General features: G+C 42.7%; 24 protein-coding genes, 3 tRNA genes and 1 other RNA gene. 7 read left to right on the top strand and 21 right to left on the bottom strand.

Features of this window, described 5'->3' with window-relative positions; translation table 11 throughout:
• Nucleotides 1-11 precede the first annotated feature (11 nt).
• Together BBEV_RS06350 and BBEV_RS06345 are read right to left on the bottom strand one after the other, a co-directional pair.
• Nucleotides 12-992 (bottom strand): ROK family glucokinase, encoded by a 981-nt coding sequence (locus BBEV_RS06350; protein ID WP_232318270.1) that lies wholly within the window; start codon nucleotides 990-992, stop codon nucleotides 12-14.
• Nucleotides 993-999: 7 nt separating this feature from the next.
• Nucleotides 1,000-1,203 (bottom strand): YqgQ family protein, encoded by a 204-nt coding sequence (locus BBEV_RS06345; RefSeq protein ID WP_069364700.1) that lies wholly within the window; start codon nucleotides 1,201-1,203, stop codon nucleotides 1,000-1,002.
• A gap of 155 nt (nucleotides 1,204-1,358) precedes the next feature.
• Between BBEV_RS06345 and BBEV_RS06340 the strand changes: the two genes are divergently transcribed.
• Complete coding sequence (locus BBEV_RS06340; protein ID WP_069364699.1) at nucleotides 1,359-1,748, top strand: YueI family protein; 390 nt, start codon at nucleotides 1,359-1,361, stop codon at nucleotides 1,746-1,748.
• 47 nt (nucleotides 1,749-1,795) lie between these two features.
• Here the strand turns inward: BBEV_RS06340 and BBEV_RS06335 are convergent, their stop codons facing one another.
• The 4 genes from BBEV_RS06335 to BBEV_RS06320 form a co-directional block, all read right to left on the bottom strand.
• Nucleotides 1,796-3,430 carry a rhomboid family protein gene (locus BBEV_RS06335; protein ID WP_084007264.1) on the bottom strand — a complete coding sequence of 545 codons (1,635 nt, stop codon included), beginning with the start codon at nucleotides 3,428-3,430 and terminating at the stop codon, nucleotides 1,796-1,798.
• Between the two features lie 67 nt (nucleotides 3,431-3,497).
• The gene (locus tag BBEV_RS06330; protein WP_069366627.1) at nucleotides 3,498-4,442 is read right to left on the bottom strand and encodes an L-lactate dehydrogenase; all 945 of its coding nucleotides are present in this window, start codon (nucleotides 4,440-4,442) and stop codon (nucleotides 3,498-3,500) included.
• Between the two features lie 127 nt (nucleotides 4,443-4,569).
• Nucleotides 4,570-5,592 (bottom strand): ThiF family adenylyltransferase, encoded by a 1,023-nt coding sequence (locus tag BBEV_RS06325; protein WP_069364698.1) that lies wholly within the window; start codon nucleotides 5,590-5,592, stop codon nucleotides 4,570-4,572.
• On the bottom strand, nucleotides 5,589-6,149 hold the full coding sequence (locus tag BBEV_RS06320) for a 5-formyltetrahydrofolate cyclo-ligase (protein WP_069366626.1): 561 nt from the start codon (nucleotides 6,147-6,149) through the stop codon (nucleotides 5,589-5,591). Before BBEV_RS06320 ends, BBEV_RS06325 begins: the two co-directional genes overlap by 4 nt.
• A gap of 151 nt (nucleotides 6,150-6,300) precedes the next feature.
• On the opposite strand from BBEV_RS06320, the gene BBEV_RS06315 reads away from it, so the two are divergent.
• Nucleotides 6,301-7,275, top strand: coding sequence for a 3'-5' exoribonuclease YhaM family protein (locus BBEV_RS06315; RefSeq protein ID WP_069364697.1), 975 nt, complete (start codon nucleotides 6,301-6,303; stop codon nucleotides 7,273-7,275).
• Between the two features lie 51 nt (nucleotides 7,276-7,326).
• Here the strand turns inward: BBEV_RS06315 and rpmG are convergent, their stop codons facing one another.
• On the bottom strand, nucleotides 7,327-7,476 hold the full coding sequence (rpmG, locus tag BBEV_RS17145; protein ID WP_013173240.1) for a 50S ribosomal protein L33: 150 nt from the start codon (nucleotides 7,474-7,476) through the stop codon (nucleotides 7,327-7,329).
• Between the two features lie 182 nt (nucleotides 7,477-7,658).
• Here rpmG and BBEV_RS06310 point away from each other — a divergent pair, with 182 nt between their 5' ends.
• A complete protein-coding gene (locus tag BBEV_RS06310; protein WP_069364696.1) occupies nucleotides 7,659-7,976 on the top strand; it encodes a hypothetical protein in 318 nt (105 codons plus the stop codon).
• A gap of 15 nt (nucleotides 7,977-7,991) precedes the next feature.
• Nucleotides 7,992-8,489, top strand: coding sequence for a hypothetical protein (locus tag BBEV_RS06305; protein WP_069364695.1), 498 nt, complete (start codon nucleotides 7,992-7,994; stop codon nucleotides 8,487-8,489).
• Nucleotides 8,490-8,626: 137 nt separating this feature from the next.
• On the opposite strand, the gene BBEV_RS06300 is transcribed toward BBEV_RS06305, so the two are convergent.
• From BBEV_RS06300 to BBEV_RS06270, 8 genes are all read right to left on the bottom strand, one after another.
• Entirely contained in the window at nucleotides 8,627-10,657 is a 2,031-nt protein-coding gene (locus BBEV_RS06300; RefSeq protein ID WP_069364694.1) for a peptidoglycan D,D-transpeptidase FtsI family protein, read from the bottom strand.
• A 68-nt stretch (nucleotides 10,658-10,725) separates the two neighbouring features.
• Nucleotides 10,726-10,915, bottom strand: a non-coding RNA gene (gene ssrS, locus BBEV_RS06295) — 6S RNA.
• A 126-nt stretch (nucleotides 10,916-11,041) separates the two neighbouring features.
• Nucleotides 11,042-11,650 carry a superoxide dismutase gene (locus tag BBEV_RS06290; protein ID WP_069364693.1) on the bottom strand — a complete coding sequence of 203 codons (609 nt, stop codon included), beginning with the start codon at nucleotides 11,648-11,650 and terminating at the stop codon, nucleotides 11,042-11,044.
• 163 nt (nucleotides 11,651-11,813) lie between these two features.
• On the bottom strand, nucleotides 11,814-11,954 hold the full coding sequence (locus BBEV_RS17140; protein WP_198155073.1) for an iron-sulfur cluster biosynthesis family protein: 141 nt from the start codon (nucleotides 11,952-11,954) through the stop codon (nucleotides 11,814-11,816).
• 272 nt (nucleotides 11,955-12,226) lie between these two features.
• Nucleotides 12,227-12,319, bottom strand: a tRNA-Ser gene (locus BBEV_RS06285).
• 11 nt (nucleotides 12,320-12,330) lie between these two features.
• A tRNA-Ile gene (locus tag BBEV_RS06280) sits at nucleotides 12,331-12,407 on the bottom strand.
• Nucleotides 12,408-12,419: 12 nt separating this feature from the next.
• Nucleotides 12,420-12,496 (bottom strand) — tRNA-Met (locus tag BBEV_RS06275).
• A gap of 221 nt (nucleotides 12,497-12,717) precedes the next feature.
• A complete protein-coding gene (locus BBEV_RS06270) occupies nucleotides 12,718-14,313 on the bottom strand; it encodes a Na/Pi cotransporter family protein (RefSeq protein WP_407690248.1) in 1,596 nt (531 codons plus the stop codon).
• A gap of 254 nt (nucleotides 14,314-14,567) precedes the next feature.
• Here BBEV_RS06270 and BBEV_RS06265 point away from each other — a divergent pair, with 254 nt between their 5' ends.
• The gene (locus tag BBEV_RS06265) at nucleotides 14,568-15,362 is read left to right on the top strand and encodes a DUF1189 domain-containing protein (RefSeq protein ID WP_069364691.1); all 795 of its coding nucleotides are present in this window, start codon (nucleotides 14,568-14,570) and stop codon (nucleotides 15,360-15,362) included.
• 141 nt (nucleotides 15,363-15,503) lie between these two features.
• Here BBEV_RS06265 and BBEV_RS06260 read toward each other — a convergent pair whose 3' ends face one another.
• The gene (locus BBEV_RS06260) at nucleotides 15,504-16,160 is read right to left on the bottom strand and encodes an NfeD family protein (RefSeq protein WP_069364690.1); all 657 of its coding nucleotides are present in this window, start codon (nucleotides 16,158-16,160) and stop codon (nucleotides 15,504-15,506) included.
• A 333-nt stretch (nucleotides 16,161-16,493) separates the two neighbouring features.
• Entirely contained in the window at nucleotides 16,494-17,396 is a 903-nt protein-coding gene (locus BBEV_RS06255; protein WP_084007260.1) for a DUF1002 domain-containing protein, read from the bottom strand.
• A gap of 229 nt (nucleotides 17,397-17,625) precedes the next feature.
• Here BBEV_RS06255 and ispG point away from each other — a divergent pair, with 229 nt between their 5' ends.
• Nucleotides 17,626-18,732, top strand: a complete 1,107-nt coding sequence (gene ispG / locus BBEV_RS06250) for a flavodoxin-dependent (E)-4-hydroxy-3-methylbut-2-enyl-diphosphate synthase (RefSeq protein ID WP_069364688.1) — start codon at nucleotides 17,626-17,628, stop codon at nucleotides 18,730-18,732.
• Between the two features lie 109 nt (nucleotides 18,733-18,841).
• Nucleotides 18,842-19,423 (top strand): 5' nucleotidase, NT5C type, encoded by a 582-nt coding sequence (locus BBEV_RS06245; RefSeq protein WP_069364687.1) that lies wholly within the window; start codon nucleotides 18,842-18,844, stop codon nucleotides 19,421-19,423.
• Nucleotides 19,424-19,492: 69 nt separating this feature from the next.
• On the opposite strand, the gene BBEV_RS06240 is transcribed toward BBEV_RS06245, so the two are convergent.
• Genes BBEV_RS06240 through BBEV_RS06225 form a run of 4 tightly spaced genes read right to left on the bottom strand, consistent with a single transcriptional unit; the run spans nucleotide 19,493 to nucleotide 22,450 of the window.
• Nucleotides 19,493-19,906: a Fur family transcriptional regulator gene (locus tag BBEV_RS06240; protein WP_069364686.1), complete on the bottom strand. Its 414-nt coding sequence runs from the start codon at nucleotides 19,904-19,906 to the stop codon at nucleotides 19,493-19,495.
• 15 nt (nucleotides 19,907-19,921) lie between these two features.
• Nucleotides 19,922-20,782: a metal ABC transporter permease gene (locus BBEV_RS06235; protein ID WP_069364685.1), complete on the bottom strand. Its 861-nt coding sequence runs from the start codon at nucleotides 20,780-20,782 to the stop codon at nucleotides 19,922-19,924.
• Nucleotides 20,783-20,784: 2 nt separating this feature from the next.
• Nucleotides 20,785-21,624, bottom strand: coding sequence for a metal ABC transporter permease (locus BBEV_RS06230; RefSeq protein WP_069364684.1), 840 nt, complete (start codon nucleotides 21,622-21,624; stop codon nucleotides 20,785-20,787).
• Between the two features lie 4 nt (nucleotides 21,625-21,628).
• Nucleotides 21,629-22,450, bottom strand: a complete 822-nt coding sequence (locus tag BBEV_RS06225; RefSeq protein ID WP_069364683.1) for a metal ABC transporter ATP-binding protein — start codon at nucleotides 22,448-22,450, stop codon at nucleotides 21,629-21,631.
• Between the last annotated feature and the right edge of the window lie 5 nt (nucleotides 22,451-22,455).

Raw genomic sequence — 22,455 nt, 5'->3', positions numbered from 1 at the left:
GGTTCATACAATCACCTGGATGCTTCAGGGGTGATCAGTTTCTGCTTTGCAAGCCAGGCTGCTCCAATCACACCCGCGTCATTACCGAGGGTGGCAATTTTTATTTCCGTCTCCTGAGCGATTTTCGGAATGGAAAAACGGGTAAATGAGCCACGCATAGCTTCCAGTAATTGTTCTCCCGCTTTTGATACTCCTCCGCCGATGACTACAACCTGTGGATTCAAGGAATTGCAAAGATTTGCTAATGTGAATCCGAGGTGATCCATCGATTCACGTACGATAGATGAGGCAAGTTCATCGCCTTTAGCTGCTTCGGCAAACACATCTTTTGCTTCGATGGTGCCATTTGCAGTTTGTATGTTTTTTAGTTCTGATTCTCCATCAAATTGATTTAAAGCCTCTTTCGCCATTCGTGCAATACCGGTTGCTGAAGAGACCGTTTCTAAACAGCCCTGTTTGCCACAATTGCATGGCGCACCACCCTCTTTCAGTACAGTAATATGCCCGATTTCCCCTGCGAGACCTGCATAACCGTGCAGGATTTCTCCCCCTGCAATAATGCCACCACCGACACCTGTTCCGAGTGTGACGGCCAGAAGGTTATCCGCATCACCACCTGCACCTTTCCATTTTTCACCTGCAGCAGCGAGATTAGCATCATTATCGGCAAATACAGGCACACCCAGTGCTTCGCCCAACTCTGCTGAGACTGCAACATTTTTCCATCCGAGATTGACTGCTTCGACAATCACACCATTCTCCACATCAATGTAACCAGGGGCGCCAACCCCTGCTCCAAGGATATGATGCACGTTATGTAAACGACCCGTTGCCTGATGCAATGAAGCTGCAATATCCCGGAGAATATGTTTACCCGATTCCCGCTTGTCCGTAGGAATCTCCCACTTGTCAAAAATGGTTCCTTCTTCGTCGATTAAAGCCATCTTCACCGTTGTTCCGCCAATATCAATTCCTGCATATACATTCTTCACTTTTTCATCATCCTTCGCGTTTTGATAGTAATTGATGCCGTTCTTTCGAGATAACAAGCATCGCATCCCGAAAGAACGCTTGTTCAATCAGTCCCAATCTTCTAAGTTCTTTAACATCCTCTTCAATCAAATCAAGATCTCTCAGCTTGTCTCCGGTGTAAATAAAGGAATGATACGGCTTCAAAGCCTGTAACAATTCATAATATGTCATTGATTACCTCCGCTTGGCATGTCAATCTGTTTTTACCTTTGTATAGTATATCAATATTCAACTGTTGAACAAAGTGAAAATCCGAACAATTCAGTTGCAGCTTCATAAGTAACTGTTATAATAGGAAAAAGAAACAGATAAAGGAGCATGTAAACATGAATCAAAAACTTGAACAAATCCTTTCAGAAGGGATCTATGGAAAACCGGATCTGAAACCCGAGGAAAAAGCGCTCTTTCTCAGCAATTTTGCTGAACGTGTGATCATCGCACTCACCCGTTCACAAGTCAGAAAAAGAGGTACTTATTCTCAAATGGGAGAAGCCATGACCAAACACAAAAATGCCAGACTCTATATCAACGGTGCAATGAATTATACTTTTTACAGTGATTATATCCAACTCGCTAACCGTCATCGTGTACCATTTACCATTATTAATGATTCAAAATCATCGCCTGTTGGTGCGCTCCTCGCCGAAGATCATGCTACAAGAGAGCAGCCTGAGTTCATTAAAGATGACTTGTACCGTTATGATATCCAAAGTTAATACAACATTCACCCCCGTATATTTAGCATCTGCGGGGGTGAAATTTGTTATAGAAGCTCTTCGATCTCTCTCAATAACGATTGGTAATCCTCTGTTTCCGGACGAATGAACGCCGCCTCTTGTGCATATTCATAAGCATCTTCATATTGCTCTTTCTCCATCATAACCAGGGCGAGATTATAATAAGCTTCATGAAACTGATCGTCTAATTCAATCGTCTTTCGGAGCTTTTCCTCAGCTTCTTCCAGCTCATCTGTCTGAAGAAACACATACGATAACAGAAAATGACTGTTTACATAGACTTCTTCTCTCACATCCTCTTCCTTATAATCTATTATCTCTTTTAAGTATGGCTTTGCAAGTTCATATTCATTTTGATCCACCCATTCGCCTGCCATCTGAAATTGAATTGACGACATCATCATCGGTTCCACATCCTGTCTGAAACCAGCAAACAACAGGGCTGATAATAACAATAGGGTTGCCAAGAGGGCTGTCAGCATCGATTTATCACGACTGTGATTGGGCAGACCAGTGATAGCGGATGCCAAAAAGCCGCCGATTAATCCACCAATGTGCGCGCCATTGTCTACCATGGGCACGAGAAAGCCAAACGCGAGATTAATAGCGAGGATAACGATAACGTTCATGCCCATCGTCCTGAAGAATAATCGTTTATGCTTCGCACCAAAGTAAAGCAACGCACCAAAACAACCAAAGATTGCCCCACTTGCCCCTGCAGAAATATTGTCATTAAATACAAAACTCGCCACTGAACCAAAAAGCCCTGCGACAAAATAAATCACCAGAAATCGTTTTGAACCAAATATTCTTTCGACCGCTCCTCCGAGAAACAAAAGCGCTAAAGAATTCATTAATAAGTGAAATGGTCCAATATGAATAAACATCGCCGAAAAGAAGCGCCACCATTCCCCTTCGAGAATCAGTGGATCGTACTTCGCGCCGAATTGCACCAGTGTTAATGTGCTTGTTGTGGATCCGACATATTCCATCCACAGAAAAATCGGAACAACGACGCCTATAAGCAAGGTGGTCAGTCGGAGTTTCCCCTGTAAAAAAAGCGATTGTTCCTGATTTTGCCTATCCCTCGATGCTTTTTTAATCATGTGTTTCATCGTCTGAATGATTTCCGTTTCATTGCCCTGAACTTCAAGTTGGGGCACTGGGATGAACGACGGGGTCTCTGTCAATTCCCATTCTGTCGCCAATGGGAAAAAACGCTCCTCCAACTGATCCATTGTCAATAAGATCGTGCGGAATTGCCCTTTTCCTCCAGCAGTAAATGGCAATGCACCGGATAACAATTCCTCATAGTCATCAATTGGCGTGAACTGCGATAGAATCAAATTGATTACGTTTGCCTGGCGGAGGTTTAATTTTTTCCGCAGGTCCTCCGCCGTTTTTTGTGTTCGCTGAATATCCCCTCTGAGCTGGTTACTCCAATCAAAGTTCTTACGGGAAATGCGAATGATCTGCGAATACTCTCGCCTGTCGTCTTCAATCCAGGCAGTTTCTTCCGTTTCGTTCATATGGATTAATCGCATCTTCTCCTGGATGATTAAGTGATATAGCACTTCCCAGAATCGGACGCGTTCAGTCATTTCATTCAACACTGTCACCCCTGTCATTTCCTGCATCTTGTTTCCAGTATACCAAAGCATGCTCTAATAACATAGAAAAGAACCGCCGCAAATCATTACGGCAGTTCAATTCATTCATATCGATTGTTTACAAAATCGGCTTCATCACTTCACGAAGCGTTTCGGAAGAATGATGCAATTTTTTCATTTCCTCGTCGTTCAAATCGATTTCGATCGCTCTTTCCACACCTTTTTGGCTTACGATGGCAGGCACACCAATATAAACATCTTTCAGTCCATATTCACCCTCCATAAGCGTTGAAACGGTGAGAATCGATTGCTCGTTTCTCAGGATTGCTTTCGTCAATCGGGCCAGACCCATCGCAATCGCATAGTGCGTTGCTCCTTTACGTTCTATGATGTGGTAAGCTGCATCCCGAACATTGACGAATATTTCATCAAGCTCCTTTTGATTACCATCAGGTTTGTACTTTTCCATATAGGTCATGATCGGTTCAGAACCGATACGTGTCTGACTCCAGACTGGCAATTCCGTATCACCATGTTCACCCATTATATACCCATGAATGTTGCGAACATCAATATTGAAATATTCGCTGAGAAGAAAACGGAACCTTGCTGTATCAAGAATCGTACCTGAGCCGATCACACGCTCTTTCGGTAATCCTGAAAATTTCCAGGTCGCATAAGCGAGCACATCCACAGGATTCGTTGCAACGATGAAGATGCCATTAAAACCTGATGACATGACATTATCAACAATTCCTTTAAAGATATTCGCGTTTTTTTCGACAAGATCCAAACGGGTTTCGCCCGGTTTTTGCGCAGCACCTGCGGTGATCACAACAATGTCTGCATACTTACAGTCACTGAACTCTCCGGCCCAGACTTTTGTGGGTGCACCAAATGGGATACCGTGATTCAAGTCCATTGCATCGCCTTCGGTTTTGTTTTTGTTCAGGTCGATCAGTACCATTTCATCGGTGATATTCTGATTGATCATCGAAAAGGCGTAACTGGATCCTACCGCTCCTGTTCCGATAATAACGACTCTTGAAGATTTTGAATTGATCATAGATGCATCAGCCTCTCTTTTTCGATTCATTCACACTACAATGATACCCTTCTTCTGCACATTAGCAAACCTGTTACAATTATTTTTTTGTATTTTTCTTCACAATTTAAGTGAACTAATAGTCCTAACTTCCAACATATTTCGTGAATAACGACTTCGCCCTCATCACATCTTCCGTTCCCTGTACCAGTGTTCTGCCGTCTGGAAACAGTACCAGGGTTTCACCTTCTTTTAATATCGCTTTCACTAAAAAGGGCGTCTCTTTTACCTCTTGAACCACCGGTTTCAAAACAGAGGCCCAGTGATTCAGGTCCAGTCGTCCAGAGTGCAGTATCTGAACCGTTTCACGTCCGCACAAGGTCGTGATACGGTCCCCTTCAGATGCTTTCAAGGAAGGAAATTCTTTCGTCCCGCACGTCGGACAAGCAGGAACAGCTTTACCAAATCCCATGGAAAAATGGTCATTCCTCCACATATCGATCGTATATAATGACCTTTCAATCTGGTCTTTATTGCCTGTCAGATACTTTATAGCCATCAATGCCTCCTGACTGGCAACAGCATCGACCACCATGGAGAGAACACCGATCGTATCACACGTTTGTCCGCTCGCATCATAAGTCGGAAACAGGCAGCGCAGGCAAGGGGTCTCACCCGGAATGAACATCGCACCCATTCCTCTGGAACTGACCGCACCTCCATAAATAAATGGGACACCGTATTGAAAAGCCACATCATTAAGCAGGTACCTGGTAGAAAAATTATCCGTTCCATCCATCACAATGTCAACGCCGTGCATCAAGCCATGTATATTCTCTGCAGTGACGTCCGTAACAATTCCTTCGACAACAATGGATGAATTGATCGACTTCAGTTTTTTTTCGGCTGCCACCGCTTTGGGTAACATATCCAAAGCATCCTGTTCATCAAAAAGTGATTGCCGCTGCAGGTTACTGGCTTCTACATAATCCCGATCACAAAATACAATATGACCAACGCCACTGCGGGCAAGATGATTTGAAGCAACTGTACCAAGTGCTCCCATCCCGACAATTAATACTTTTGATTCACTGAGCATTTTCTGGCCTTCTGCACCAATCGGATTAAACAGCATCTGTCTTGAATATCGTTCCCATTCATTTGTCATGATGAAGACTCCTTTTTAAATTGATAGATCTGTTTTATATTTATATCATGAACTTCAGTGGGGATCTCTTTTACAAGTTGCTCCTGTAAAACGAGGCTGACTGTTTCAATGTCCGGATGCTTCGCGAGAAAACGGTCATAGTAGCCTCCTCCATGACCGATTCTTTGCCCAGAAGATGTAAATGCAATTCCAGGTACAATGATGAGATCGATCTCTTCTGGATCTACCGGGGTCAAAACATCAGGATCAGGCTCGAGCACCCCGAAGGAAGATCGAATCAGTGACGAGCGATCTGTGAATGGATAAAATGTCATTGTCCGGTTTGCAGGCTGACAACGAGGGATTACCAGTTTTTTACCCTCAACCAACCCTTGATTGATGATCTCTGCGGTATTCAGTTCATGAGATAAACTGAGCGTTAAGCTGACAGTCTCAGCTCTTTTCCACACAGCAGAGTGAAAGAGCTTTTGAGAGAGCTCGCTCTCCTGAAACGTCTTTTCTTCAGCCGGTATTTGTTTCAGTTTTTGAAGCACCCGATTACGAATCTCTTTTTTCATGCTGATGAAAACTCCCCCGAAAATAGAATAAAAGAATCCTTTATCCATTTTATCATGCATCCCGCGAATTTGACTCGGGGAATATCTCACCAAAGGATGTTTTTTTGGTAAACTGGTATTATAAACCGACTCAGTCAGGAGGCCCACCAATATGATTCAACATTTTGAAGAATTGACACAACCGCAACTTTCCTTTCAAGGATTTGCATTTGTCAGACAATCAACGCCTGGCCAGACAAAAAAAGGCGATCCTTTTTACAGCCTGATGCTCTCTAAAAAAAGCACAGCCCTGCCTGCCAAGGTTTGGCATGACCAATTTGCAGGCAGAGAAGATGAAGCTGCGGTCATGTTAAAAGAAGGCCAGATCCTCTATATTGAAGGGGATACTTCCACCTATAATGACGCGTTGCAAATGACCGTTCGTTATTTTCGTCAGGCCAAAGAGGACGAAGTTAATCTCGAGGATTTTCTGGAAACCCCACCAGAACCTGTTTCTGACCTGATTCAAGAATTTGAAGCCATGCTTGGTGATATCCTGGATCCTTTGATCCGGAAAATCACCCAATCCATTTACAAAAAATACGAATCCCGATTTGTGAAGTTTCCGGCAGCCACAAATAACCATCACACATTTACAGGTGGGCTCCTCTACCATACAGTTTGTATGATGCGTATCGGTCTTGATATCTGTAATCGGTATACGTCTGTGAATAAGGATTTCATTCTGGCTGGGATGGCTCTCCATGACGTAGCAAAAGTGATGGAGTACACCAGCTTTTCTGCTCCGAAATACAGCATACCAGGGGAATTTATCGGTCATATTTCCATGGCCTCCATGCTCGTCGACCGTGAAGTTCAAATCATCATCACAGAACGGGATGATAAATTAAGCCCCCTCGAAAACGAAGCAGTATATCAGTTACAGCACTGCATTTTAAGCCACCACGGCAGACAGGAGTGGGGCTCTCCGGTAGAACCGAAAACCCTGGAAGCACATATTATTCATTTGATTGATATGATTGATTCCAGGGTCAATATGATCGACCGCGGTCTCGATCAGGCACCGGAAGGAGAATTCACCAAAGTTTTTCCACTCGGGAAAATATTCAAACCAAGATCGACATAAAAAGAGCCCGGAAATCCTTTACGACAAGGTTTCCAGGCTCTTTCACTTCACTTACTTCGTTTCACGGTGAAGTGTGTGACGACCTAAACGCGGGCTGTATTTTTTGAATTCAATACGGTCCGGGTTATTTCTTTTATTCTTTGTTGTAATGTAATTACGGTCGCCAGTTTCCGTGCAGGCTAGAGTTACTTGTACACGCATGAGCTTTCCCTCCAAACATACTTCTTATTCATACCTTAGAATGATAGCAAATATCCGGCATACAATCAAGAGATTTCGAGGAAATAAATTCATCTGGTACAATTTGAAAATTTGATGATGTATTGCTCCCGTTATTCTGATACGATATACTTTGGAATTGATCATTCAAGGAGGTGTCTGCCATGGAAATCGCCATCATTGGACTGCTATTTGCAGCCCTGCTATTATACATCATTTCCTTGTTTCAGAAGAGTTCAATTGCAATTGTTGAGAAACAATTTGAAACCCATTCAATTCAAATGATGCAGGAAATCTATCAATTAAAGAAAAAGATCAAGGCTCTAGAAGAAGAATATATTATTCCTCTTGATGAGAAACAACCCGTGAGACTTGATCGGGATGATGTATTGTCCATGTATGAAGAAGGTCATTCTGTCGAAGACATCGCTGATATGACAAGTCGTGACCCGGATGACATCGAAGAAATTCTGTCCAATTAACTGGAGGATAATGATATGAAAGAACAATTCCGAGGTGCAGCAACCGCACTGTTTTTTGCCGGAAGTATGCTGGCCTATGCCTACTTTTTTCATCCGGAACTGATTGGGATGAGTGAAGAGTCTGTGACAGGCTCCAGAGGAGCATCAGAAGAATCCGAGGTATCAGAACTCGAAGAAACGATCAGAACGCTTGAGGATACGAATGAGGCCCTTACGATGCAACTGCAGGAGCTGACAGAAGAAATCACAGCACTTGAAGATGAGGACCGATCTGCTGATTCAGGCAGCCCCGAAGATGCACCAGCGATTCATGCTATGCTTGAAATCAGTGCAGGTGAAACATCTTCAGACATCTCCGAGCGATTGTTCGATCTCAGGTTGATCGACAGCCGAAATCAGTTTGAAGCAACTATATCAGACTCCGGACTTTCTCAACAAATTCAGACAGGCTCTTATTTTTTGACAAGTGAAATGGACAGTACTGACATTATCGAAACCATTACTACCCCATAGGTTATTCAGGTTTATTGCCAAGTCTCTTATGGTGATAGTTATCATCAATTCATCCTTAAACGAAGTTTAACTTCACTTGACGAAGAAAGAAGATGATCCCATCTCCGGGACATCTTCTTTCTTCGTTACTATACTCTCTACTCCTCTGCATCTGCTGAACCGTTATCCGGTACTTCAGGACCTTTTCTGTTTTCTTTCAAATCGAAGTAGGCATCCAGCGCGGCTTCTGCAAGGGTATTGGCGATACCTGCATTTCCATCTTCAGTTGAGACAAAAGGCACTACGACGGAGACCACCACTTCCGGATCATCATATGGAGCAAATGCCACAAACGTCTGATTGTTGACGTTCTGCCCTTCAAAGAAACTCTGAGCTGTTCCTGTCTTGGCACCGAGGGTATAATCACGATTTTGGAAATATGCTCTTGCTGTCCCACGCTCACCGGTAACAACTCGATTAAATCCTTCTTTGACACGATTAAAGTAAGATGGATCAGTATCGATAATATTCATCACTTTCGGCTCTCTTATTTGGGAAATTGCACCAATATCCCCCGTTTGATTACTTGCTTCACGGATTTCTGTCACAACTCTCGGAGCCACTCTGACTCCATCATTTACAATCGTACCCGTATACTGAGCGAGTTGCAGTGGTGTATAGGTATCATATTGACCGTACGTCAGGAATACCATGTTACCTGGCTCCGGAGTAATCGGCCCTGTAATCCCTGTACTCTCACCTGGTAAATCAATCCCCGTAGATGTCCCCAAACCGAATTCACCAAAATGATCTCTGAGCCAGCTAAAACCAAACTGCCAGTTCTCCCAGCTTGTAGAAACACCAGGTGTGAATCCTGCCAATCTCATTGCGACAGTCGACATATATACATTGGAGGAACGTTCCAAAGCTTCTAAGTCATTTATCGGTCCCATGTTAACCACGGAACTGATACTCCCACCGCCATCAGCACCGAGGTTTGTCGGACGGTCAATGATCACTTCGCCGGGTCTGATAAGTCCATTGCTGAAACCAGTAATCAGTGTTGCACCTTTTACAGAAGACCCCATTTCGTAGGAAGATTGCATTGGTGAAGCTGTATTCCCGCTACCATACATGGCGAGGACATCACCGGTTTCCGGCTCCATCATAACGATGTGCGCGTCCGGTTCTCCAACGTAACTCCCTGATCTTTCGCTGGTAATGTCATCAATAATGTCTTCAATTTGTTGTTGCAGTTCAAGGTCAAATGAGAGAATCAGATCATTGCCCCGGCTTCCTTCCGTAACTTCCGGAGGTTGAACCTGTTCGCCATCACGATTTGTAAAGGTTTCAATTGTTCCGGGCCTCCCACGTAGAACGGCTTCATAGTGCGCTTCCAAAAACGTGTTCCCTACCTGATCTGTTCGCTCGTACCCTTGACTCAGCATCCTCTCAAGATTCTCTGAACGAATACTGCCAACATTGCCCATTATGCTTCTTAAGTGACTGCCGTATGTGTAAATCCTCTTTGAATCCCGAATGACATCAATGCCTGTTAAGTTCTCCATATGCTCCATAATTCTTGCAGCTTCTTCATGAGAAACAGATGTCAATTTGTGAGGTACATTATTCATACCCCGCCTTAAATCACGCCAAATCGCGAAGGACTCCCATTCTTCATCTGAGATCATCTCAAGATGCTCTTCAGAAACAGCATCGATCCGTTCGTGGTAAACTTCACCATCTGTCAAATCTCTCTCCTGTGCTTCACTGAGAGGCAGCAGTTCTTCAAATTTCTCATCATAGAGCACGGACCAGAAATCCTTTCTTTCCTGTTCATAACGGCTCTCGAAAATGTCATCCGCATCCACATCAATCAGCTCGCTTAAGCGCTGAGAGATCTCGAGCATTTCGGCAGCAGATGTGTGTCGATTTGTAAACGTTACAGTATGAACATGTTCGTTACCTACGAGCAGATTTCCATACCGGTCGTAAATCAGACCTCTCGGCGCCTCTACAGGAGTGACATCACTCGACGTACGCTCCACTACTTCCTGAAATTCTTCACCTTGAACAATTTGAACGACGCCCAGACGAAGAATCAAAGATGAAAAAAGAATAAAAACCATGAAAAATAATATATTTAGCCGAAGGGGAATATGCGGTTTCGTTCGTTTTTGTTTCGGCATAATTCTGTCTCCTTTAACGTATCATGACATAATTTGAGACACTCCGGTTATGCCGGAGTGTCTGCAAATTTATGCCCGCGATGCGGTTAGCTTCTCTTGATCACGAACCCGCCTAAAGCAGGTGGGTGCCCGCAGAAGAATTTTCAACTTCCCGGCACGTTACCAGGCCTGTTGTCATTTCTTCAATGGTAAGGCTCCCTATGTGATTGAATGTTCGGTTCGAATTACAATCGAAGTACACCAGCATCGCAGGCACCGTTGATTTATTTGTATTATATCATAACCTCACCTTTACGAAAAACAAAAATATACAAGATTGACCGCTAAATCCAGTATTAAAGCCACCCTCTCCTGAATCAGAAGAGGGTGGCTGAATAGTGATGATTATTTTGCTGCTTTATAAAGTTCGTTAACACGATCCCAATCAATCACATTAAAGAATGCATCCACATAGTCAGGGCGTTTGTTTTGATACTTGAGATAATACGCATGCTCCCAAACGTCTACGCCAAGAATTGGGGTTTTACCGTCGGTGATTGGATTATCCTGATTTGGTGTGCTGGTTACTTCAAGCTTGCCGTTATTAACAACCAGCCATGCCCAGCCTGAACCAAACCGGGTCAATGCAGCATTTTTGAATTCTTCTTTAAATTTATCAAAGCTTCCGAAAGTTTCTTCGATGTCAGAAGCAACATCACCTGTTGGTGCTCCTCCACCGTTTGGTGACATCAATGTCCAAAACATTGTATGATTTAAGTGACCGCCTCCGTTATTACGAACCGGCCCCTTAACGGCATCCGGGAGGGAATTTAAATTTTTCACAAGGTCTTCGATACTTTTTGCCTCGAGGTCTGAATGACCCGCGATTGCATCGTTGAGCTTCGTGACATACGTGTTGTGGTGCTTACCATGGTGAATCTTCATTGTCTCCTCATCAATATGAGGCTCCAGTGCGTCGTGTGCGTAAGGCAGTTCAGGTAGTGTAAATGCCATTTTAAAATCTCCTCCTTAAATTTTTAAATCCAAAATGTCTTCACAAGAACTTTTTAACTTTTTCACATTGGAAAAGTTCTCTTGTACGATTACACATTAACAATTTTACCCGATACTTTCAAATCATAAACCTTTTTAAACACAAGATCTTCTGTTTGAAATTCTAATTGTGAACGATACCGAGCGTCGGGTTCAACATCATCGCAGCCGATTTCAGCCTCAATACATTCCGATTCTCGTCATAATCAATGATCATTTCTTCCTCCATGACCCATGCATAACGTGTTTCGATATAAAAAGTCAAATCTGTATTTAAAGAATCGATTTCTTCGAGTCCTTCTTGTTTTTCGTACAGAGCATACAGCCCCGTTACACCATTGACGACTCAACCGCAATCGTCGGTTTGATATTTAATGATCCAGTCAAAATGATTCTGTTTCTTCAATGCTTCGTTTGCCTGTTGTGTAATAGTAACGTTCATGATGTCCCCTCCTGTTTTCGTACTCACCTATACTATTCACTTCTTCGAAAAAAATAAAACCACCACAGCGGACTGTAGTGGTACGTGAACGGTTATGGCGGAGGAAGAGGGATTCGAACCCCCGCGGGCGGTAAAGCCCCTGTCGGTTTTCAAGACCGATCCCTTCAGCCAGACTTGGGTATTCCTCCGAGTATGCAATTGGTGGACCCTGTAGGACTCGAACCTACGACCGGACGGTTATGAGCCGTCTGCTCTAACCAACTGAGCTAAGGGTCCAGAAAATAAAATTGGTAGCGGCGGAGGGAATCGAACCCCCGACCTCACGGGTATGAACCGTACGCTCTAGCCAGCTGAGCTACGCCGCCATATCGGAAAGCACAAGTGAAATCATAGCATGTTAAAACACACTTCGTCAATTGTTTTTTTAAAATCGGGAGTCTGTATTTTTTTGATAATAAAAATAAGGTTGAAAAAAGGATCGCCATTATAAAACTTGACGATAAGTAAATAAATTCTATTCATCGGTTCAACTCATTTATTACATAGTTGGGTCGATGGTTATCAACCATCGACCCACTAAAATCAGTTACTCATTAATAACAGTTTCTGCAATGTTCACAGAATGGTCGCCAATGCGCTCGAGATTGCTGATCATATCTGCGAAAATGATCCCTGCAGAGCCTTCACAAAGTCCTTCGTTCAAACGAATGATGTGTTTTTTTCGATATTTCCGTTCCATTTTATCAATTTTTTCTTCCATTTCCATAACTTCTTTTGCAATATCCGTATCATCTTTATCCAAAGACTCGATCGCCTTATCCAGTGTATCCAAAGTGTACGTAAACATATCACGAATATCGGTCATTGCTTCATCTGATAATTTCACTTTATTTGTGACCTGGTATTCGGCCAGCTCAACAATATTTTCCATATGGTCCCCTACCCGTTCAATGTCTCGAACGGTGTCAAGAAGTACGCTGTGAAGTCTGGAATCAGCTGCTGTAAGAGAATTAGTCGAAATTCTCACCAGATAATCTGTAATTTTTTTGTCAAGATTGTTCACTGCATCCTCGAATTGATATGTTAATTCGGCAGATTTCTTTTGTTTTGTCTCGACGAAATTCAGTGCTTCTTTCAGTCCCTCTGCAGATAGCTGAGCCATGCGGAGTGTTTCTTTTTTCGCCTGACCAAGGGCTATGGAAGACGACTGATTGATCAATGTAGGATCAAGATTTTGAGCATTGAATTCAATAACGGATTCTTTACCAGGAAGGATTTTAATGACAATCCACGCAAGGAAACCAATGAACGGTAGTTGAATCATAACATTTGTCACGTTGAAAATCCCGTGTGCCACCGCGATTGTCATCTCCGGGTTAAGATTGAATTGTCCCTCGAGAAATTCCATCATGCGAATATAAGGACCGACAAAAATCAACACGATGATCGTTCCGACAACGTTAAATATCACGTGTGTGAGTGCTGCACGCTTCGCAGCAAGTGAAGCCCCGAGTGAAGCCAATACCGCCGTAATGGTAGTCCCGATATTATCACCAAATAAGACAGGTAAAGCCGCAGGGAGATCCATGGCACCTTGCGCATATAGTTGCTGCAGCAGACCGATCGCAGCCGAAGAACTCTGAACACTGACGGTGAAAATGGTACCTATCAATACGCCCAACAATGGATTTGTACTCATGTTTAAAGTTAACTCTACAAATACATCCAGATCACGTAACGGCCTTAACCCATCTCCCATCAAATTCAGTCCATAAAATAATGCACCAAATCCGAAGATTACCTGACCATAGTTGTTGGCTTTTTTATTTTTCAAAAAGAAGATTAGGAATGTCCCGACTGCAATGATCGGCAAAGCATATTCTGATATTTTTAAACCGATAATAAATGCGGTAATCGTTGTTCCGATGTTCGCACCCATAATAACTCCGATGGCCTGACGGAATTTCATAAAACCTGCATTGACAAGTCCGATGGCCAGAACGGTTGTTCCAGTACTGGTTTGTAATAAAATAGTAACGACGATACCTGCGATGACACCCATCAGCGGGTTTGATGTATACTTGTCCAGCAGTTCTCTCAGTCTGTCACCAGCAACTAGCTGTAAGCCGTCTCCCATGTACTTGATCCCAAACAAAAAGATGGCCAGACCGCCAAAAAACATAAATAATAATTCCTGAAGTCCGATCTCCAATGTGTGATCCCCCTGTTACCATTGTAAAGTTCCCTTACCGTCCTTTATCGTACGTGAAGTTTGTAAAGCAACCATTAACTCTTTGTAAAGATTTTATTAATTTTCCCTTGAAAACAGGTCGATTAGTATAACACATTAAAACATTTGAGATTTCGAACTGATGTAAGATACAATAATAGCTGATATTTCATTTTAAACTGCATGACAGAACAGGAGATGACATCGTGAATATTTTCAACCAATTTTTTTACAGTCTTTTTCAACCGAACACCATCGCCTCTTTTAAACGCCAAAGAATTGGCAGAGCGATCCTGTATGTGTTTCTGCTTATGTTCATTACATCCCTTCCACTGATCTTAATCACAACATCAAATTTCAGTTCACTATACGACGATGTTGACGAACAGCTGAGAGCTTTCCCGGAATTCAACGTTGAAAATGGTGTGCTTCAATCCGAAGAAGGAACATCTGTGACTGAAACCGACGATGGTGTGATGATCATTTTTGATCCTGACGGGGAATATACACCGGACGATTTGCTCGAATACGATGAAGGGATCGCCCTGCTTCAAAGAGACGCAGTGATCTTGACTGGCGATATTTATGAGACGTTCAGTTACCAGCAATTAGGTGATGATTTCAGTAAAGCTGAATTTGTTTCGTTATCTGATACCATTGGCGGCTCGTTGACCATCATACTGACAATCATTGGCGTACTGATATATTTAGTCAACACAGCCATGAAATTCATTGGCGTAACGGTACTCGCTGCCATTACGATGTTATTAAAGCGAAATGTATTCAATGATTTGAAGTACAGCCAGGCTTGGGTACTTTCAGCCTTTGCAGTTACCTTACCAACAACCTTGTTTGCATTGTTTGATCTGTTTCAATTGAATTTTCCATTTCAATTCGCTATCTATTGGGTAATCGCCATAACCATGATGAATCTAGTATTGAGAAACCTTGCCTATACAAGAGATCAGGCCCGTTCAGAGCAGGGCCCATCCACGGAATAAGCATATAGACATCATCCCCGATTGACAGTTCCTTCACGATTGAATAACACATGCACTGATTCATGGGAGTGATTACAACTTCATGCATAAAAAAGCAGCACTGGTCTCATCATACTGACCGGTGCTGCTTTATTGTTTTCATTATGATTGTGAAGGGATCGATGCATCTTCTTTATCCGGTACAACGAGAATTCGGGTACCATCTGCTGCAATGATTGTAACCTCAGTTTCTGCATCAAGCCACTGGTTATCGGATGTGGCGCTGTACATTTTATTTTCGATTTCAACTGTACCCGTTGGCCTGAATGATGTTTTCGTCATTCCTTTTTTACCGACCAGGTCTTTATAGGTTTCATTCATGGAATTATACCCTTTATCGCTGGTCAGCTTATCTTCAAAAAGAATCTTGTTCCACATTTGTCGCTTCCGGAATACTTTCGTAAAAAGAAACGATGTAGGAGCAGCCAGAATCAGTGCCATGGCAACAAGCACACCATAAATCCACCCAGGTGAAGGCAGTGCAATTGCGGCAACCATAAATGCAACACCGAAAATCCCCACCGAACCGTCTGCTGTTACTTTTCCGTCAAAGATAATCAACGTTAATCCAACAAGATAAAGAACGACGATCCAAAGGCTTTCCGCTCCTGTAATATGATAGGAGAAATAAAGTGCCATTAACAAGATTCCCAACACGGCAAAGAAACCTTTCATTCTCACCATCAGTTCTCCAAATATAAATAAGGTTGCAATAAAAACAACGACAAAGCCTACAGCGGCCATCTCAAGCATTTCCATGTGTCTCACCTCTCATGTTCATTTCTTTACTTGAATCTATTGTATCAGTAATTCCCCTTAAGAACATCTACGAGCCATCACTCAAAAAAGTTTCATCAAAAACTGGCTCTAATGCCGCGTATAAAATGGTGAAAGTCCGCATAAACCTGTTGAATAACAGCTCCTGTGATTTATTTTATACTGAAAAACTGTGAAGAAAACGTAGCCTCTTCTTAAATCAAAGACGAGCGCCTTTGTTGCACTTATACTTCACTCCTGGAGCGAAGTGAAAGGTCCATACAGCATCAGAAAAATTGGACCTGCTGAATCCCAGCAGGTCCAATCTGTAAAAAATTATGGTTTATAAAATGTAGTTGCGGATGCAAACCAGCCCGAAATCGTATCCAGTAAATCATTAAAGAAGTTAATGATAGAACGGATGATACCCTGGCCTTGATCAGAGCCGATAAAATCACTGATATTCTCACGAACGGAATCAATCTGACTTCTCACTTGATCCCAGTCAATATTCATCTCCTTCATCCGTTCGAATAATGAGACAAGCCCTTCTAAATCTTCATCAGATAAAGAAATTCCGAGTTCTTCAGCTAATCGTCTGATCAGTTCGCGAAGATCTTCTGTTGTTTCGATATCCTCCTCAGCGAGCGCCTCTTTGATACGAGCCATCAGTTCAGTAACTTCTTCATTCCCGTGTTCTTCGCCAAGTTCTGCTGTTTTAACCAGTTCTTCATTGGCAATCTGTTTTTGATCTTCCGGGATAACTTCGTCCATGGATGCTTCATATGCCTTAATCAGTCCAGTTAATGCACCAGTACCTGACACTTCGAATGGGGCGGTCACATAAATTTCTGCATCTTTCACACCAGCCGTAATCAGCGCATTGGCGTACATACCTTCTGTGACCCAGTTGATATTATTTGTCGTAACGTCCATTCCTGAACCTGATTCAAGCAAGGTGATTTTCGATGATGACAGTGCATTACTGCCAATTACAGATGCACTGATATAATCACCCAGGTATTCATGTTCCTCTTCATTGGACACCATGACCATCATCACTTCATCTTCCACTACATCCATCTCATTTAAGAGTTGTTCACGTTGTTCTGACGATAAATCTTCCCCGAGTGTAACAATTTCATCACCTGGTGAAGCATCTGCCAATGTCGATACCGGCATGATTAACAAAGCCGCCATTACACCGAGTGCGATTTTCGTCCATTTTTTATTTTTCATTTTATTCCACCTCACTGATCAAATTCGATCTCTTTTATTGTAAGCATTGAATCTTTTTTTAACTTTTACTTGATAGTAAGACGATGAGATGTAACAAAAAGTTGCACTTTCTAAAAAACATTTTCCGAAAACGAATATTCTTGCTACTATTCAAGGCCCTTGATACAATGATACATGAAAAGATTCGAACTGAAAAGCTGAACCCAGCTGTTTAAAGGAGCGATTCTGTGTGAGTGAAATAACACATCGTAAAAATACAAGACCTGTCAAAGTCGGACCAATCCAGATTGGCGGAAACGATGAAGTCGTGATTCAAAGCATGACTATGTCGAAAACCCATGACGTGGAAACGGTTGTAGAGGAAATTCTGAGGCTTGAGGAAGCCGGATGTCAGATCGTCCGGGTCGCGTGTCCGGAAATGAAGGACGCGGAAGCGATACCTGAAATCAAAAAACGGATCAATATCCCCCTTGTTGTCGATATTCATTTCGATTACAAGCTGGCCTTAAAAGCCATTGAAGGTGGCGCAGATAAAATCCGGATCAATCCAGGTAACATAGGAAGAAAAGAAAAAGTCGAAGCTGTCGTAAATGCGGCCAAAGCGAAAGGCATTCCAATCCGGATTGGTGTTAATGCCGGATCGCTTGAAAAACGGATACTTGATAAATATGGATACCCAACAGCGGATGGTATGGTGGAAAGTGCTTTACATCATATTAAAATCCTGGAAGACCTTGATTTCTACGATATCATTGTCTCAATGAAAGCATCAGACGTCCACCTGGCTGTAGAGGCTTATGAGAAAGCATCTAAAGCTTTCGATTATCCCCTGCACCTTGGTATTACAGAGTCAGGAACATTGTTTGCAGGAACCATAAAGAGTTCTGCTGGGCTTGGTGTCCTTTTAAATCAAGGAATCGGAAGCACAGTCCGCATTTCTCTCAGTGCTGATCCTGTTGAAGAGATTAAAGTTGCAAAAGAATTGCTGAAAGCATTCGGTCTCGCAGCCAATGCGGCAACACTCATCTCGTGCCCGACTTGTGGCAGAATTGAGATCGATCTGATCAGTATCGCCAATGAAGTGGAAGAATATCTCCAAACCATCCATGCCCCTATTAAAGTTTCCGTTCTCGGATGTGCCGTAAATGGACCTGGAGAGGCCAAGGAGGCAGATATCGGTATTGCCGGTGCCCGGGGAGAAGGATTGCTCTTTCGTAAAGGGAAGACTATTCGTAAAGTCCCTGAAGAATCCATGGTTGAAGAATTAAAAAAGGAAATTGATATTTTAGCAAAAGCGCATGAAGAAAAATTGAAACTCGAACAACAAAATGTGTAAAGAATAACTTTAAAGCAGACTTTGTCTGCTTTTTCTTTTATGGTGGTGGACAATTCAACGATTTATGAGACAATGATGAGGTAACTTAGACGCTAAGAGGTGTATAAACATGAAGCATTTTCGATTTGGCATTGATATTGACGGCACCGTTACAGATCCCTCGTCTTTCATTCCGCATTTAAACAAACACTTTAACAAAACATTAACGCTCGAGGATATTCAGGACTATGATCTCTCTATCGCACTGAACGTCACGGAAAAGGAATTCTGGACATGGATGTCCAAACACGAACCGCAAATGTACCAGCTGTCATTCCCGGCTTACGATGCAGAGCGTGTGTTAAGCACCTGGCAGCATCAGTTTGAACTCTACTACATCAGTGCCCGACCTGCACACGTTCGTGATTTGACTGTAAATTGGTTTGCTAAGCACCAAATTCCCTATGATCATATTGAACTTTTGGGCCAGCACAATAAGCTCAAAGCCGTGAAAGATCATCAACTGAATGCCTTCTTCGAGGACAAACATGACAACGCTGTAACAATTGCTGAGGATTGCAACATACCTGTTATTCTGATGGACACCCCCTATAATCGAAAGCCTGTACCTGACCAGGTTTACCGGGCTTACTCTTGGAAAGAAGCTGATCACATTATCAACAGATTATTTCAACCTGCAAAAGTCGATTAAACTATACATGCATTCACAATAGAAACATCCGGATCAGCCATGGGTCCGGATGTTTCTATTTTATAAAGTTTAAACGACACATTCCGGACAATAACCATAGATTTCGAACTTATGTCCTGTGACAGTAAATCCTTTGGAGGAAATCAATTTCTGATCCATTGGACAATGGTGAATATGCTCCGTCTTACCGCATGTCAGACATATCAAATGATGGTGATGTTCGTCCACTGAACAAGCAATTCGAAACCGCTTTTCACCATCGAGTTCTGTCTCTTCGAGAAGATCGCTCGCTTCAAATAAAGCTAAATTGCGATAGATCGTATCAAAACTCAAGCCATCATGTTTATCTTTCAAATCTTCCAGAATTTCTTTTGCAGTGACGTATCTGGCCTCTTTGATCAAAAACGATAGAATATCATACCGTTTCGCTGTAAACTTATATCCTTGCTCTTTTAATTGAGCCATTGCGTTATCAATTTGCACAATCTTTCCCCTCCCCTATGCCTTTTCAAATGATGTCTTCAATATCCGGTAGCGAAGATTTTTGATCATAATCGCCATGAGTAAAATCAGAATCCCCGCCGTGACAATCATTCCTCCGGTGGCTATGTTCAGATAATAAGAAGATAACATCCCCAATATAACTGCTGATTCGCCAAACATGATACCAAAAAGTATCACTTGCCGAAAACTGTGCGATACTTGCAAAGCAGCCGCTACTGGCAGCGTGATCATCGCTCCAACAAGAAGGATTCCCACAACACTGATCGAAACACTGATCACTGCTGCGACGAGCACAGCAAACAGCAGATTCATCCATTTTACCGCGATACCTGAAGTATGGGCAAATTCGCTATCGAAAGATATCGACAGCCATTCCTTGTACAAAATGATCAGAATCAGAAAACTCACAGTGCCTGCAGAAAGGATAAATATCAAATCGGATATTGAAACGGTCAAAAGACTGCCAAACAGAAAGTTGAACCATTCTGTACTCGACATGCCGGACATACTGATCAGTACCGCACTGATTCCCAGCCCTGCAGACAAAATAATCGGAACAGCTAGTTCCTGAAAATACCGATACACTGAGCGAAGCTTCTCGACAATCAGTGCTCCCGCCAATGCAAACAGAAAACCGGTGATTAATGGGTTCACATCCTGCATGAAAATTCCGGATTGACCGATTACGACACCTGTCGCGATGCCGGCCAGCGTAATCTGTGACAGCCCCTCTGAAATAATCGTCATCCGTCTGACCAGCAAAAAAGCCCCCATCATTGGAGCGAGAATCCCGACAACAAGGCCGGCAATGATCCCACGTTCAAGAAATGTCAATTGTTCAAGCACTTCCATCATAATCATGCCCTCTTCTTTCCGCTACCTGTAATCATGATGACAAGAATCAATAATGCCAAATTGGTGAGTACAATTGTACCACCTGGAGCAAGATCAAGATGAAAAGCACTGATCATCCCGACAAGTACTGAGATTTCACCAATAAGTATAGAATAAAGCAACATTGCTTTAAAAGATTTTGCCAATCTCATAGCCGCCGCAACCGGCAAAGTCATCAAAGCAGATACCAGCAGAATACCAACAATTTGCATGGAAACTCCAATGACAACCGCGACAACTACCATAAAAGAAACATCTAAAAACTTTTTGGGCAGTCCTGATGTCACTGCTTGCTCCTCATCAAAACTCAAAAAAAGCAGCTCTTTATAAAATAAAACAATAAATGCAATCACACCCGTCAGCAAAAGCATCATCAGCTGAAAATCCTGACTGCTGACTGCAGCAACACTCCCAAATAAATAGTTCAACAAATCATTATTAAACCCGTCAGCCAGTGAGATGAAGACCACACCGATACCAATCCCGGATGAAAGAATGATCGGAATCGCCAGTTCCCGGTAATGCTTGAAGACAAAACCGAGTCGATTGACGAGTAAAGACCCCGATACAGAAAACAGCATGCCCATGTATACAGGATTTAATCCCGCAAAAAAGGGAATTGATCTGCCCAAAAGCAGACTGAACGCAATGCCAGTCAGTGTAATATGGGACAGCGCATCAGCCATGAGGGACAACCGCCTGACCACAAGGAAGACGCCGACAGCAGGTGTCAATATTCCAACGATCAATGCTGTATATAGCGAAAATTTAAGGAAATCGTATTGGAAAAATACTTCGATCATACAGTCACCTGCTCACATCATCATGGTCATGGAAATGATCATGGTGGTGATGATCATGATTATGATCAATTGTTTTGACATCGTGTCCATACATTTTTGTCATCATTTCATCTTTGTTGTCCTCGAAGTCTTTTGTGAAACCATGAAAATGAATGCATTTATTCAAACAAGCTACATGAGTAACATATTGTGTCATCGCACCAACATCGTGAGTAACAAGCACTAATGTAATCCCTCGATCACGGTTCAATCTTTTGAGCATATCATAAAAGTAGGCGACCGATTCTGCATCGACCCCGACCGTTGGCTCATCAAGAATCAGTAAGGCCGGTTCACTCACAAGCGCACGGGCAATAAACACTCGTTGCTGTTGCCCTCCGGATAATTCACCGATATTGATCTTGGCAAACGCCTGCATATTTACTTGTTTCAGTGCCTCGAATACCATGTCTTTATATTTTTTCGTCATAAATCTGAACAGACCCATTTTTCCATAGAGTCCCATTGAGACCACTTCAAACACCGTCGCAGGAAACCCGCTGTTAAAACTGTTCGCCTTCTGAGAGACGAACCCGATTTTGCTCCAGTCATGAAAATGTTTTATATCCTGATCAAACAGTCGCACTTCACCCTGATCGGGTTTCAATAACCCCAGAATCATTTTCATCAGTGTCGACTTGCCGGATCCGTTTGGACCAACCAGTCCAAGAAATGCTCCTGCCGGAACAGTCAAATTGATGTCTTCAACAACTGGTTGACGATCATAGCTGAATGAAACATCCTTAACTTCCACAACCGGTGATGTTCGTTGTACTTGCGTTTTCATGATCA

This window comes from Salisediminibacterium beveridgei (genome assembly GCF_001721685.1).
GTDB lineage: Bacteria > Bacillota > Bacilli > Bacillales > Salisediminibacteriaceae > Salisediminibacterium > Salisediminibacterium beveridgei.
This window is presented reverse-complemented; position numbering and strand designations above follow the sequence as displayed.